9 protein-coding genes and 3 pseudogenes are annotated in these 14009 nt (G+C 73.8%); 3 read left to right on the plus strand and 9 right to left on the minus strand.

What is annotated here, in order from left to right:
- Window positions 1–19: 19 nt before the first annotated feature.
- Window positions 20–1606, minus strand: coding sequence for an exodeoxyribonuclease VII large subunit (gene xseA, locus FHS87_RS15850; RefSeq protein WP_184520439.1), 1587 nt, complete (start codon window positions 1604–1606; stop codon window positions 20–22).
- Between the two features lie 102 nt (window positions 1607–1708).
- Between xseA and purD the strand changes: the two genes are divergently transcribed.
- Together purD and FHS87_RS15860 are read left to right on the plus strand one after the other, a co-directional pair.
- A complete protein-coding gene (gene purD, locus FHS87_RS15855; RefSeq protein WP_184520368.1) occupies window positions 1709–2977 on the plus strand; it encodes a phosphoribosylamine--glycine ligase in 1269 nt (422 codons plus the stop codon).
- A gap of 13 nt (window positions 2978–2990) precedes the next feature.
- Window positions 2991–3923, plus strand: a complete 933-nt coding sequence (locus FHS87_RS15860; RefSeq protein ID WP_184520369.1) for a DUF1835 domain-containing protein — start codon at window positions 2991–2993, stop codon at window positions 3921–3923.
- Between the two features lie 10 nt (window positions 3924–3933).
- On the opposite strand, the gene FHS87_RS15865 is transcribed toward FHS87_RS15860, so the two are convergent.
- From FHS87_RS15865 to rimP, 8 genes and pseudogenes are all read right to left on the minus strand, one after another.
- Entirely contained in the window at window positions 3934–4959 is a 1026-nt protein-coding gene (locus FHS87_RS15865) for an apurinic/apyrimidinic endonuclease family protein (protein ID WP_221299987.1), read from the minus strand.
- A 322-nt stretch (window positions 4960–5281) separates the two neighbouring features.
- A complete protein-coding gene (locus FHS87_RS15870) occupies window positions 5282–5623 on the minus strand; it encodes an acyl-CoA thioesterase (protein WP_184520440.1) in 342 nt (113 codons plus the stop codon).
- Between the two features lie 71 nt (window positions 5624–5694).
- A complete protein-coding gene (gene rbfA, locus FHS87_RS15875) occupies window positions 5695–6132 on the minus strand; it encodes a 30S ribosome-binding factor RbfA (RefSeq protein ID WP_184520371.1) in 438 nt (145 codons plus the stop codon).
- Between the two features lie 82 nt (window positions 6133–6214).
- Window positions 6215–8418: pseudogene (gene infB / locus FHS87_RS23830) on the minus strand (translation initiation factor IF-2); the annotation flags it as partial.
- A gap of 961 nt (window positions 8419–9379) precedes the next feature.
- Window positions 9380–9526: pseudogene (locus FHS87_RS24775) on the minus strand (translation initiation factor IF-2 associated domain-containing protein); the annotation flags it as partial.
- A 470-nt stretch (window positions 9527–9996) separates the two neighbouring features.
- Window positions 9997–10626, minus strand: a pseudogene (locus tag FHS87_RS15885) (RNA-binding protein); the annotation flags it as partial.
- Between the two features lie 97 nt (window positions 10627–10723).
- Window positions 10724–12454: a transcription termination factor NusA gene (gene nusA, locus FHS87_RS15890; protein WP_184520373.1), complete on the minus strand. Its 1731-nt coding sequence runs from the start codon at window positions 12452–12454 to the stop codon at window positions 10724–10726.
- Between the two features lie 5 nt (window positions 12455–12459).
- Window positions 12460–13059 carry a ribosome maturation factor RimP gene (rimP, locus tag FHS87_RS15895; protein ID WP_221299989.1) on the minus strand — a complete coding sequence of 200 codons (600 nt, stop codon included), beginning with the start codon at window positions 13057–13059 and terminating at the stop codon, window positions 12460–12462.
- Between the two features lie 212 nt (window positions 13060–13271).
- Between rimP and FHS87_RS15900 the strand changes: the two genes are divergently transcribed.
- Window positions 13272–13979 carry a calcium-binding protein gene (locus tag FHS87_RS15900; protein ID WP_184520375.1) on the plus strand — a complete coding sequence of 236 codons (708 nt, stop codon included), beginning with the start codon at window positions 13272–13274 and terminating at the stop codon, window positions 13977–13979.
- The last annotated feature ends 30 nt before the right edge of the window (window positions 13980–14009 follow it).

Here is a 14009-nt window from a genome sequence, read left to right on the forward strand (position 1 = left end):
CTGACAAGTGGGAAGGGCTCTAGAGCAGCGAGCCCTGGGTTTCGGCCTTGCCGCGCTTCCGCCCGCGGTCGTCGGTGACGGAGAGGCTGCCATCGGCGAATTGCAGCAATAGCCTCTCCCCCGGCTCCACCGCGGCGGCGGCGGTGACGGGCTGGCCCTCGGCATCGCGCACGAGGGCGAAGCCGCGCTCCAGCAGGGCCTCGTAGGAGGCGCCCTCCAGCCGCGCCGAGAGGCCGCCCAGCGCCGCCCGCGCCTCGCGCAGCCGGGCGGTGACGAAGGGGGTGGGGTCGGGGATGCGGTCCAGCGCGGCGCCCCGCTCCGCCAGGCGGCGCGCGGCGCCGGCCTCCAGCCGCTCCCCCATGCGCGTGAAGCCGGCACGGCCCTCGCGCAGCCGGGCGCGGAGGAAGGGCGCGGGGTCGGGCAGCCGGGCGAGGGCGCGGGACTGGCGGCCGAGCACCGCCCGCGTCGCGCCCCCGATCCGCACGCCCAGCAGCTCCAGCCCCGCGCGGCGGCGCGCGATCGCCTCCTGCGGGCGGGGCAGGCGGGCGGCAGTGCCCTCCAGCCCCCGGCGCTTGGCCGCGATCAGCGCGCGGGGAGCGAGGCCGAGGCGATGGCCCCGGTCCTCCAGCCGGTTCCGCCCGGCGGCGATGAGGGCGGGCAGGTCCGGCAGCCCCGCGCCCGCGCGGGAGAGGCGGAGCCGCCCGCGGTCCAGCACCGAGTGCCCGGCCCGGGCGAGGCGCGTGCCGCGCTGCTGCAGCGCCGCCATCAGCTCCTCCCGCGCGGGCACGGCGAGTTCGGCGGCGGCGGTGGGGGTGGGGGCGCGGCGGTCGGAGGCGAAGTCGATCAGCGTCGTGTCCGTCTCGTGCCCGACGGCGGAGATGAGGGGGATCGGGCAGTTCGCGGCGGCGCGGACGACGACCTCCTCGTTGAAGGCCATCAGATCCTCCAGGCTCCCGCCCCCGCGCGCGACGATGATCACGTCCGGGCGCGGCACGCGGCCGAGGGGGGAGAGGGCGCCCATGGTCGCGATGGCCGCTGCCACCTGCTCGGCCGCCCCCTGCCCCTGCACCGCCACGGGGATGAGCAGCACGCGGCGGGGGAAGCGCCGGGCGAGGGTGGTGCGGATGTCGTGCAGCACCGCGCCCTTCTCGGAGGTGATGACGCCGATCACCTCCGGCAGGAAGGGCAGGGGGCGCTTGCGGGCCTCATCGAACAGCCCCTCGGCGCCGAGGCGCAGGCGCAGCTTCTCGATGCGCGCGAGCAGCGCGCCCTCCCCGGCATATTCGAGCTTCTCGATCTGCAGCGCGTAGTCCGAGCGCTTGTCGGAGGCGGTGATCTTGCCGGTCGCGATCACCTCCACCCCGTTCTCCGGCCGGACGGTGAGGCGGGACATGGAGCCGCGCCAGATGATGGCGCGGATCGTCCCCGTCTCGTCCTTCATCGAGAGATAGGAGTGGCCGGAGGGGTAGGTCTTGAACTCGGTGATCTCGCCGCGCACGCGGATGCGGCCGAAGGCGCTCTCCAGCGTGCGCTTCACCGCGCCCGAGATCTCCGAGACGCTGTATTCCGGGATGTTGCCCCGGGAGCCTTCGGTGCTGCCGTCCATCCCGGGATTATGGGGCCGGAAGCCGCCGCGGGCGAGGGCGCAGACGAGCGCCGCGCATTGGGGCATAACGCGCCCCGGCAGATTCAGGGGATTTCCGCGCGCATGAAGGTCCTTCTCGTCGGCGGCGGCGGCCGCGAGCACGCCCTGGCCTGGCGCATCGCGGAGAGCCCGCTGCTGACGAAGCTCTGGTGCGCCCCGGGCAATCCGGGCATCGCCGAGCACGCGGAACTCGTTCCCATCGGGGCGGAGAGCATCCCCGCCCTCGTCAGCTTCGCGCGCGACAACGCCGTGGACCTCGTCGTGGCCGGCCCCGAGGCCCCGCTGACCCTGGGGCTCGCCGACGCCCTGGAGGCGATCGGCATCCCCTGCTTCGGCCCAGGCGCGGCCGCCGCGCGGCTGGAGGGATCGAAGTCCTTCACCAAGGAGGTGCTGGACGCCGCCCGCGCCCCCACCGCCGCCTGGACCCGCTTCGACGACCCCGCCGCCGCCCGCGCCCATATCCGCGCGGCGGGCGCCCCCATCGTGGTGAAGGCCGACGGGCTCGCCGCCGGCAAGGGCGTGGTCGTCGCCGCCACGGTGGAGGAGGCCGAGGCCGCCGTTGCCGACATCATGGAGAGCCGCGTCCACGGCGCCGCCGGCGCGACGGTGGTGATCGAGGAATGCATGATGGGGGAGGAGGCCTCCTTCTTCGCCCTCTGCGACGGCACTCGCGCCATCCCGCTCGCCGCCGCCCAGGACCACAAGCGCGTGGGCGACGGCGACACCGGCCCCAATACGGGCGGCATGGGCGCCTACTCCCCCTCCCCCGCCTTCACCGATGCCGTGCGGGACGAGGTGATGGAGCGCGTGGTGAACCCCGTGCTGGCCGAGATGGGCCGGCGCGGCGCGCCCTTCCGCGGCGTGCTCTTCGTCGGCCTCATGCTCACCGCCACCGGGCCGCGGGTGATCGAGTTCAACGTCCGCTTCGGCGACCCGGAATGCCAGGTGCTGATGATGCGGCTGCGGGGCGACATCCTCCCCGCCCTCCTCGCCGCCGCGCGCGGGGACCTCTCCGGCGTGTCGCTCGGCTGGTCGCCCGATCCCGCCCTCGTCGTGGTGATGGCGGCGCGCGGCTATCCCGGCGCGGTGACGAAGGGCGAGCCGATCCGCGGGCTGGACCGCGCCGCCGTCGTGCCCGGCGCACGGGTGTTCCACGCCGGCACCGCGCGCGGGGCGGATGGCGGGATCGTCGCCTCGGGCGGGCGGGTGCTCGGCATCGGCGCCAGCGCGCCGGACCTCCGCGCGGCGCGCGACGCCGCCTATGCTGCCGTGGACGCGCTCGACTGGCCCGGCGGCTTCTGCCGGCGCGACATCGCGCACCGGGGCCTATGAGAGATCGGGCGCTGTGACGGGGGGAACCGCCTCCGTCCGCTGCGGGGACGACCTGCGCGGGCGGGTGCCCGGCCGCTACTTCCCCATCGCCGATCCCGTCTGCCAGGGCCCGGTCCACGGCGCCTTCCCGGCCGAGTACGTCTCCCGCCGCGCGGCCTTCGTCGCGGCCCACTACGCCCACGATGTCGGCGCGGTGCGGGCGCGGCTGGCGGCGGAATACGCGGCGCTGCGGGAGCTGACGGCGCATGACCGCGTGCTCCTCTGGTTCGAGCACGACCTCTGGGACCAAGCGGCGCTGATCCGCCTCCTCTCCCTTCTCGCAGACTGGCCGGCGCTCGCCGGGCGGCTGTACCTCGTGGCCGGGGACGGGCGCCGCCCCCTCGCCCTGATGCCGCAGGAGGAGCTGGAGGCCCTGGAGCCAGAGCCCCTGTCCTGGACCGCCGTGGAGGTCGGGGCCGAGACCTGGCGCGCCTTCGCCGACCCCGACCCGACCGGGCTGGACCGCCTCACCCGCCTCGCCCTTCCCTTGCCCCATCTCGCCCGCGCCATGCGCCGCCACCTCCAGGACCTGCCCTGGGTGACGGACGGGCTGGGGCTGACGGAGCGGGCGGTGCTGCGGGCCGTCTCGGAGGGCCACGGCACGGAGGAGGCGCTGTTCCGGCACTTGCGGGACGCCGACCCCGTCTTCCCCCTCACCGACCTCATCCTGCGGGACGTGCTGGCACGCCTCTCCACCGGCACGCGGCGGCTGGTCACGCGCGACCCGCCCCACACCCCCACGCCGCGCGGGGCGGCGATCCTGGCGGGGGAGGCGCGCTACACCCCCTCCCCGCGCTTCCAGGCGGGGGTGGTCGTCGGGCCCGGCGGCGGCTGGTGGTGGAACCCGCGCGCGGCGGGGGTGACGGACCGGCCCCCGGGGCGGGGGGCGATGGGGCTGCTGGGCTGAGGGAGCGCCCTCAGGCCTCCACGGCCACGGGAAAGCAGACCTGCGCGAAATCCGCGCTGGCGAGGTTCTTCTCCTTCGCCTCCACCTCGATATCCGCCCAGGAGAGGTGCCGCGCCGCCCATGCCGCGTGCGGGCGGTTCCACAGCCGCGCCGCATGGGCGCGCAGGTCCCGCGCCGTGGCGCCGCCGGCGATCAGCGCCGCGCGGTCCGGCAGGACATCCGGGTCCTGCCCCGCCACCAGCTCCGGCCTGGGGGCGCTGATATGAATGACCGGCCGGGTGCCGCGCCAGGATTCCCGCACCGGGACGATCCGGGGATCGTCGGGCTCCAGGTACTCGCCCGTGACGACCCAGTGATGGTGGAGGTCGAGCACGATCGGCAGGGCGTCGGCCAGGGGGAGCAGGTCCTCCAGCCCGTAGGCCGTCTCCTCGTTCTCCACCGTCAACAGGTTGCGCGCGTCCTCCGACAGCAGGGGGAGGGCGGCGCGGAAGGCCTCAATCCCCGCGGCCCGCCCGCCGGCATGGACGTTGATGTGGGCGCCCTGCGGATGCCACCCGCCGGTCAGGCCGAGCAGCCGCATCACCTCCGTGTGGTACTCGATGTCGGCCACCGCCGCCGCCCGCGTGCTGTCCCGCTCCGTCGCCAGCACGGTGTACTGGCCGGGATGCATGGAGAGCCGCACCCCGCCCTGGCGCGCGATCTCGCCGGCCGGGCGGAGGCTCGTCTCCGTTACCCGCCGCAGGGCGGGGTCGTCGTAGAGGGGGCGGACGGCAGGGTGACTGTAGCAGGGCAGCACGTTGCTCGCCATCCGCATGGCCCGCTGCCCCGGGGGCAGGCGCGCGGTGCGCGAGATCTGCGCCAGCAGCGTCTCCCCATTCGTCTGGACGAGGCCGATCAGCTTCTCGATCGCCGCCCGCGCCTCCATCTTCCCGAGGGCGGTGACGGTGGTGTCGCGCAGGTTGAGGGCGGCCTGCTCCTTCTGGGGAAGGGAGGGGTCGAGCCATTGGCAGACCCAGGCGATGCGCGGCGTGTTCATGCCGGGAGAACGGCCCATCCCTCGCTTGGTTCGCCCCAAGGGTTTGCCCCAGGGCTTCGCCTCAGCGCGCCTGCAGGCGGCGCTGCCAGAACCCCGCCGCGGCGCCGAAGGCGGCACCGAGCAGGACGGTGACGGCCGTGTCCCCGGGATCCCGCCCCTCGGCCAGCGGCCCGAAGAAGATCGCCAGCAGCGCGGCGGGCCAGAGGAGCAGCGCCAGCCGCCGCGCCCGCCTACCGCCGCGAAGGAGCCAGTAGAGGGCCAGAAAACTCGGCAGCCAGAAGACCGCGCTCCGGATGAGCGCGTAGAGCGCGAGCCCCAGGGCTCAGCTCCCCTCGGCCGGAACGGGGCGGGGGCGCCCGGCCTCGTCGAGGGCGACGAAGGTGAAGGCCGCCTCCGTCACCCGCTCCCGCGCCTCGGAGTGCCGCTCCCGCCGCCAGGCCTCGACCTGGATGCGGAGCGAGGTGCGGCCGACCGAGAGGATGCGGGCGTAGAGGCTCACCTCATCCCCCACCTGCACGGGGCGGTGGAAGGTCATCCCCTCCACGGCCACCGTCGCGCAGCGGCCGCGGGCGCGGCGGGCGGCGGCGTTGCCGGCCGCCAGGTCCATCTGCGCCATCAGCCAGCCGCCGAAGATGTCGCCCGCCGGGTTGGTGTCGCCCGGCATGGCGATGGTGCGGATCACCGGGGCCGCCTCGGGCGGCTGGGGCGCCGCCCCGGGCGGCTGGGAGGGGTTCGTCACGTCTCGTCGTCGTCCGTCTCGTCGTCGCGCGTCCCGTCTTCGCGGGGCCCGAGGTCGCGCGCCACCTCCGGCCGGCGCATCAGCGCGTCGATATGCATGGCATGGTCGAGCGCGGTGTCGGCCTGGAAGTGCAGCTCCGGGGCGAACTTCAGACGCACGGCGCGTGCCACCTGCCGTCGGAGGTCCGGCTGGTTGCGGCGGAGGAGGTCGAGCAGCGCCTTGTCCGCCGTCTGTCCCAGGCGGGAGACGAAGACCGTCATGTGCTTCAGGTCCGGCGAGGCGCGGACCTCGGTGACGGTCACCCGGCTGTCCGCGAGGTCGGGGTCGCGCACGTCGCCGCGGGCGAGGACGGCCGAGAGGGCGTGCCGCACCTCCTCGGCCACGCGGAGCATCCGCTGGGAGGGGGCGTTGGTCGCCGTGGTGTGCTTGGGCATGGGGAGGCCTCGGAAAAGCGTCCGCCGCGCCCGGTGGTGAACCGGACGCGGCGGATTGTAACGCGGTGGGAGGGGTGGCGGATCAGACCGCCGCCACCGTCTCCGTCTCGTAGCACTCGATCTGGTCGCCGACGCGGATGTCGTTGTAGTTGTGGAAGGACATGCCGCACTCGTAGCCGTTGGCGACCTCCTTCACGTCATCCTTGAAGCGACGCAGGGTGGAGAGCGTGCCCTGGTGGATCACGACGCCGTCGCGCAGCAGGCGCACGCCGGCGCCGCGCTTCACGACACCCTCGGTCACGCGGGTACCGGCGATGTTGCCGAGGCGCTTGACCTCGAACACCTGCAGGATCTGCGCGTAGCCCAGGAACTTCTCGCGCTGGATCGGGGCGAGCTTGCCGCGGACCAGCTTCTCGATGTCGTCGGCCACCTCGTAGATGATCGAGTAGTAGCGGATCTCGACGCCGTCGCGGTTCGCCATCTCGCGCGCCTGGGTGGTGGCGCGCACGTTGAAGGCGATGACCACGGCGTTGGAAGCCTTGGCGAGCTGGATGTCGCTCTCGGTGATCTGGCCGACCGCCGAGTGCAGCACCCGCACCTTGACCTCCTCGCGCGAGAGCTTGCCCAGGGTGACGCCGAGCGCCTCCGAGGAGCCCTGCACGTCCGCCTTGACGACGACGGCCACCTCCTTCTGCTCGCCCGCCTGGATGCGGGCCAGCATGTCGTTCAGCGTGCCGCGCGCGGCGCCGGCGGCTGCCGCCACCTTCTCGCGCGCCTTGCGCTGACGGAACTCGGTGATCTCGCGCGCCCGGGTCTCGTCCTCCACCGCGACGAAGGTCTCGCCCGCGGAGGGAACGCCCGTGAGGCCCAGGATCTCGACCGGCTCCGACGGCTCGGCACCCGTGAGCGGGATGCCCATGTCGTCGATGATCGCGCGCACCCGGCCCCATTCGGCGCCGGCCACCACGATGTCGCCCTGGTTGAGCGTGCCCTTCTGGACGAGGACGGTTGCGACCGGACCGCGCCCCTTGTCGAGCTTGCTCTCGATCACCGTGCCCTCGGCCGCCCGGTTCGGGTTGGCCTTCAGGTCCAGGATCTCGGCCTGGAGGATGATGGCCTCCAGCAGCTTGTCGAGGTTCGTGCCCTTCAGCGCGGAGACCTGGATCTCCTGCACGTCGCCGCCCAGGGACTCCACCACCACCTCGTGCTGCAGCAGCTCCTGCCGCACGCGGTCGAGGTTCACCCCCGGCTTGTCGATCTTGTTGACGGCCACGATCATCGGCACCTGGGCCGCCTGGGCGTGCTTGATGGCCTCGACGGTCTGCGGCATCACGCCGTCATCCGCCGCGACAACCAGCACGACCATGTCCGTCACCGAGGCACCGCGGGCGCGCATGGCCGTGAAGGCCTCGTGGCCCGGGGTGTCGATGAAGGTCACGCGATCGCCGGTCGGGATCTGGATCATGTAGGCGCCGATATGCTGGGTGATGCCACCCGCCTCGCGCCCCGCCACATCCGTCTTGCGGAGGGCGTCCAGAAGGCTCGTCTTGCCGTGGTCGACATGGCCCATGATGGTGACGACCGGCGGGCGCGGCTCCAGCGCCTCCTCGGTGTCGGCCTCGCCCTCCAGGCCCTGCTCCACATCCGCCTCGGAAACACGGCGGATGCGGTGGCCGAACTCGGTCGCCACCAGCTCCGCCGTGTCGGCGTCGATGGACTGGGTGATGGTGGCCATCACGCCCATGCGGAACAGCGCCTTCACCACCTCGCCGGCACGGGCGGCCATGCGGTTCGCCAGCTCCTGCACGGTGATGATGTCGGGGATGACCACGTCGCGCACCACGCGCTCCTGGCCGGAGCGGAGGCGGGCGAGCTCGGCCTGGCGCCGCTCGCGCTCGCGGGCGCGGCGGACGGAGGCGAGCGAACGCCCGCGATCGTCGTCACCCTCGATCGCCGCAGCGACGTCGATGCGGCCCTCGCGCTTCCGGTCGCCGGCGCCCATGCCCTTCTTGGCGGGGGCAGGGACGGGCTTGCGGGCCGCCGCGGCCGGGGCGGTGCCCAGGCGGCGCGGCGGGGCGCGGCGCCCCTCCTCCTCCATCCCGGGAACCGGCGCGTCGCCGGGCGCGCGGGGGCGCAGGGAGAGCTTCCCGGCGCCGCCCCCGGCGGGGACGTTGCTCGGCACGGGGCCGGGGCGGCGGGCCGCCAGCGGGGCGCCGGCACCGCCGCCGCCACCGTAGCCACCGCCGCCAGGACGCGGGCCGTAGCCGCCGGGGCCGGACGGACGCGGCGCGTAGCCGCGATCGCCGCCGGGACCACCCGCGGGGCGGGGAGCGTAGCCGCCGCGGTCGCCGCCGCGATCACCGCCGGGCGCCCCACCGGGGCCACCCGTGCGCATCACATAGCCGCGGTCGCCGCCACGATCGCCACCGGGACCGGAGGGACGCGGGCCGAAGCCACCAGGACCCGCGGGACGCGGCGCGTAGCCGCGATCGCCGCCGGGACCACCCGCGGGACGGGGAGCGTAGCCACCACGGTCGCCGCCGCGATCACCGCCGGGCGCCCCACCGGGGCCACCCGTGCGCATGACATAGCCACGGTCGCCGCTCGGCGCGGCCGGACGGGGCGTGTAGCCGCCATCGCGGCCGCCGCGGTCGTCACGGCCGGCATAGCCGCCGCGATCACCGCCGCGGTCACCATAAGGGGCACGGGCCGGCGGGGCGGCGCGGGGCGCCTCCTCGGCCGGGGCCGGGCGCGCGGCGACGGGCGGCGCGGGGGGGCGCGGCGCCGGGGCAGGCGCCTCGCGCTGCACGGTCTCTGGGGCCTGCTCGGCAGGGCGCGCGGCGGCACGGGCCGCCTCCTCGGAGGCGCGGCGAGCGGCCTCCTCCTGCTCGCGGCGGGCCTGGGCGGCGCGCTCGGCGGCCTCCTCGGAGGCGCGACGCTCGTCCTCGGCGCGGCGCGCGGCCTCCTCGGCGGCGGAGCGCACCATCAGGGCCTGCTGCTCGCGCTCCACGCGTTGCCGCTCGGCTTCCTGGCGGCGCATCTCCTCCAGCACGCGCAGGCGGTTGGCCTGCTCGCCCTGGGTGAGGGGGCGGCCGGGGGCCGGGGCGGGGCCGGAGGCGCGGGGGCCACCGGCGCGCGGCGGGCCGCCGGCGCGGGGGCCGGAAGCCTGCGGACTGGCCGGGCGCGCGGGCGCCGCGGCGCCGGTCGGCGCGGGCGCGCCGCCGGGGCCGCCGGCCCGCTTCTTCACCACCTCGACCTGCACCGTCTTGCTGCGGCCATGGCTGAAGGACTGGCGCACGCTGCCAGCCTGCTCGGTCTTGCCGAGCTCCATCCGTCCGCCGGGGCGCAGCGAGAGCCGCCCCTTGCCCTGATCCTGTCCGTTCTCGTCGCTCATCCGTCCGCCCGCGCCCGGGGCGCTGCCCGAGCCTTCCGTATCCAGCTTGCTATCCGCCACACTGATCTCCAACGCACCCTTCCGGGATGGTCCCCGGGGTGCCGGCCGCCATCGGGCGGCCCATCATCCATTTCGCGCCGCCGGGGGCGCGCATCCCTGGGCCGCGACAAGGCGCGAGCCCAAAGGGCGGCGAGGGTTGCCCCTCCCGCCCCGTTGCCGTCTGGCCGACTAGCGGCTCATCGCTTTTGCGTCACTGGCACGGCCGGCTCCCCTCCGCGCCGAGGGCGCGTCTCCTGCCTGCCGCCCTTGCCGGACGCCGGGCTCCCCGCCGCCTGTCCGGGCGCGGGGTCTTGCGCACCCTGCGAGGGTGCAATCTTCCGGCGGCCCCGGTCGGGGCCACCTCTGTCCGCGTTATGTGGCGATGCGGAGGCCTCGGTGCCAGGGCCCTTGCGGACCCGCGCCTTGCCCCTCTCGCCACCACGCGCATTCCCATCGGCCGGCGCGGTGCTCAGCATGCCGGCCAGGCGCCCGGCCTCGGCCAGGATTCCCTGGGCCAGCCGGCCCGACGCCACCGCCACATGCACCGCGTGATCGCGACCGAACACCGCACCAAGCTCCGCCGCCCCGAGGACGGAGACGACGGGAACCCCATGGCTCCCGACCAGCCTCGCGCGCTCCGGGGCGCTTCCATCCGACGCCTCGACCAGCAGGGCGGCGCGACCGGTTTGCAGCCATTCGCGCGCCTGCTGGAAGCCCACCACGGCCTGCCCCGCGCGGCGCGCGAGGCCTACCTGGTCCCGGATGCGCCGCCGGAGGCCGCCGAGGATCGCTTCGCGAAGGTCGGGGACGGGGTGAACCGGGCCGCGGGCCGCCTTCATGAAGGCGCCGCGGGTCAGCGCGCGTTCTAGCACATCGCCGCGCGCGCTCAACCACATTCCCCGCCCGGGCATGCGCCCGGCGAGGTCCGGCACCAGGACGCGGTCCGGGCCGAGCACGAAGCGGATCATCGCCTCCTTGGGCAGGCTCTCCCGCGTCACCACGCAGCGGCGGAGAGGGCCCTTCTCCTCGGGATCGGGAAGCCCCGGGGGGGCTTCCTGCACGGGAGGCAAGCCGGAGGCTTCCTTCCCGGGAGGGATTCCGGAGGCTTCCTCCTCGGGGGGAAGGCCGACGGCTTCCTCCCCGGGAGGCGTCTGGGGGTCAGGCCCGGGCGTCGCCGTTCTCCCCCTCGTCGCCGACGACGGGCTCGCCCTCGGCATCGGCGGCCTCGGAGCCGTCCTCGGCATCCCCGGCCCCGGCATCTCCCGCCCCGGCGTCCTCGCCGGGCTCGCCCTCATCCTCGATGCCTTCGGCACCGTCCTCCCCGGCCTCGTCATAGCCGGCCTGGGCGGCGGCCTCGGCCGCGGCCTTTTCCTCCTCGCCGAACCAGCCGGCACGCTGGCGGGCGGCCATGATGATGGCGTTCGCCGTCTCCTCGTCCACGCTGTCCGTGCCGAGGATCTCGATCAGCTCGTCGGCGGCGAGGTCGCCGAGGTCGTCGAGCGTCTTCACGCCCTTCTCGCCCAGCGCGACCATCATGGCGGGGGTGAAGCCGCCGGTCTCGCCGACCTTGTCGTCCACGCCCATGGCGCGGCGCTTCTCGTCCATCTCCTGGTCGTGGCGCTCAAGGCTCGCCTGGGCGCGGCGCTTCAGCTCGGCGGCCACGTTCTCGTCGAAGCCCTCGATAGAGGCGAGCTCCTCGTCCTCGGTCTCGATGATCTCCTCGAGCGAGGTGAAGCCCTCCGTGACCAGCAGGCCGGCGATCACGTCGTCCACGTCCAGCCCCTCGACGAAGAGGCCGGAGCGCTTGCGGAAGTCCTCCTGCCGGCGCTCGCTCTCCTCGGCCTCGGTGAGGATATCCACGTCGTAGCGGGTGAGCTGGGAGGCCAGGCGCACGTTCTGGCCGCGGCGGCCGATGGCAAGCGAGAGCTGGTCGTCCGGCACCACCACCTCGACGCGGCGGCTCTCGTCGTCGAGCACCACCTTCGTCACCTCGGCGGGGGCGAGGGAGTTCACGATGAAGGTCGGCATGTCGCCCGACCAGGGAATGATGTCGATCTTCTCGCCCTGGAGCTCCGCCACCACGGCCTGCACGCGCGAGCCACGCATGCCGACGCAGGCGCCGACGGGGTCGATCGAGCTGTCGCGGGAGATCACGGCCATCTTCGCGCGGCTGCCGGGGTCGCGCGCCACCGCCTTGATCTCGATGATGCCGTCGTAGATCTCGGGCACCTCTTGGGCGAAGAGCTTCGCCAGGAAGCCGGGATGGGTGCGGGAGAGGAAGATCTGCGGCCCGCGCTGCTCCTCGCGCACGTCGTAGATGTAGGCGCGCACGCGGTCGCCGTTGCGGAAGGCCTCGCGCGGGATAGTCTCGTCGCGGCGGAGCAGGGCCTCGGCGCGGCCGAGATCGACCATGAGGTTGCCGTACTCCGTGCGCTTGACCACGCCGTTGATGATCTCGCCGACGCGGTCCTTGTACTCGTCGAACTGCTTCTTGCGCTCGACCTCGCGCACGCGCTGCACGATCACCTGCTTGGCGGTCTGGGCGGCGATGCGGCCGAAGTCGATGGGCGGCAGGGGATCGACGATGAACTCGCCCACCTTGATGCCGGGCTTGATGCGCTCGGCGATGCGGTGCGGGATCTGCGTCGCCTCGTTCTCGACGGGCTCGGCCTCCACCACCTCGGTCCAGCGGGAGAGGCGGACCTCGCCGTTCCGGCGGTCGATGGTGGCGCGGATGTCCTTCTCCTGGCCGTACTTCGCGCGGCCGGCCTTGGACATGGCCTGCTCCATCGCCTCGAGCACTTCCTCGCGCTCGATCATCTTCTCCCGGGCGACGGCATCGGCGACCTGGAGAAGCTCGGGGCGGGCGATCGCGACATCGACGGCCATCTCTATCAGTTCCTCTCGGAAGGGGGACGCCAGCGCTTGGGGGCCTTCTTCGGGGCCACCTCACCATCGGCGTCTTCGGGTTCAGGCTGGGCGGTGGCGGCGATCAGCTCGTCCGTCAGCACCAGCTTGGCGCGGCGAATATTGCCGCGGGGAAGCGTGACCTCGGCGCCCTCGTCGAGCTTCAGGCGCACCTCGTTCTCGTCGGCCGAGAGGATGCGGCCGCGGAAGCGGCGGCGGCCCTCCTGCGGGACGTTCAGCTCCACGGTCGCGACCTGGCTGGTGAAGCGGACCCAGTCCTTCGTCCGGGTCAGCGGCCGGTCGATGCCGGCGGAGGAGACCTCGAGGTTCCACACGCCGGGGAAGGGATCATCCACGTCGAGCACGGCGCCGACGGCGTGGGAGATCGCCTCGCAGTCCTTCACGTTGATGAGGCTGCCATCGGCGCGGTCGGCCATGACCTGCACGGTCGGGCGTTCCTTGCCCTGGATCAGCACGCGCACGAGCTCATAGCCCATGCCGCCGAGGGCCGGTGCGATGGCCGCTGCGATGCGGGCCTCGAGCCCCTCGTGCTGGGGCAGTTCCTGGTTGTTGGCGTCGTCGCTCAAAAACGAAAAAAGGCGGCCCGCTAAGGCCACCCCCCTGAAACGGCGGATTGTCTTGTCCGTCGCATATAGCGTTGCGCGCAGAGGGGAGCAAGGATTGCGTTTTCCGGCGTGTCCGTGCCGCACACGGAAACGTTAGATCCTGGAATCGTGCACAACCGTTAATCTTGCGAAACCGACGGATCGCACCACCGCCGGTTCCAGGAAGGAAGCAGATGCGTACGATTCGTGGCGGCAGCGGCAGCGACCACATCCTCCAGTGGTCGTCTCGGGAGCCGTTGACCATCTATGGCAACGGGGCCCAGGACTGGTCCCTGCCGCCGGGCAACAACCTCATCATGGCCGGCCACGGCGCCGACACGATCTATGCCGGCTACGGCGCCGACATGGTCATGGGCGGCAACGGCGACGACCGCATCTTCGGCTACGGCGCGGACGGCCCGTCCCCCGGTGCGGAGGCGGCCTATGCCGCGCGGGACCTGGGCGACACGCTCGAGGGCGGCGGCGGCAACGACTATATCCGCGGCGGCGGCGGGAACGACCTGCTCCTCGGCGGCACGGGCCATGACACGCTGCGCGGCGACAGCGGAGACGACGTCCTCTTCGGCGGGGCTGGCAACGACGTGCTGCGCGGCGGCTCGGGCATCGACACCCTGTCGGGCGGCGCGGGGCGGGACGTGTTCCGCTTCGAGTACGACAGCTACTACGGCGGCGACCTCAGCGGCGGGCGGGACGTAATCCTCGACTTCCACTCCGGCATCGACCAGATCGACTTCCGGCCCTACGGCATCAAGGCCGCGGCCGTGACGACGACCGACACTCCCGATGGCCTGGTGCTGAGCTTCGAGGCGATCGGCGAGATGACGGGGGTCGAGCTGCGCGGCGTCCACGCGCTCGGCAGCACCGACATCCTCTTCGCCTGATCCCGCCGGGGCCGGGGAGCGACCCTCCCG

Origin of the sequence: Muricoccus pecuniae, from assembly GCF_014199205.1 — a bacterium.
Taxonomy (GTDB): Bacteria; Pseudomonadota; Alphaproteobacteria; order Acetobacterales; family Acetobacteraceae; genus Roseomonas; species Roseomonas pecuniae.

What these genes read in the sequence shown, in the direction of transcription:
- purD (WP_184520368.1), top strand. Translation starts at nt 1,709, where the DNA reads ATGAAGGTCCTTCTCGTCGGCGGCGGCGGCCGCGAGCACGCCCTGGCC.
- FHS87_RS15865 (WP_221299987.1), bottom strand. Translation starts at nt 4,959, where the DNA reads ATGAACACGCCGCGCATCGCCTGGGTCTGCCAATGGCTCGACCCCTCC.
- xseA (WP_184520439.1), bottom strand. Translation starts at nt 1,606, where the DNA reads ATGGACGGCAGCACCGAAGGCTCCCGGGGCAACATCCCGGAATACAGC.
- FHS87_RS15900 (WP_184520375.1), top strand. Translation starts at nt 13,272, where the DNA reads ATGCGTACGATTCGTGGCGGCAGCGGCAGCGACCACATCCTCCAGTGG.
- rbfA (WP_184520371.1), bottom strand. Translation starts at nt 6,132, where the DNA reads ATGCCCAAGCACACCACGGCGACCAACGCCCCCTCCCAGCGGATGCTC.
- nusA (WP_184520373.1), bottom strand. Translation starts at nt 12,454, where the DNA reads ATGGCCGTCGATGTCGCGATCGCCCGCCCCGAGCTTCTCCAGGTCGCC.
- FHS87_RS15870 (WP_184520440.1), bottom strand. Translation starts at nt 5,623, where the DNA reads ATGCCGGGCGACACCAACCCGGCGGGCGACATCTTCGGCGGCTGGCTG.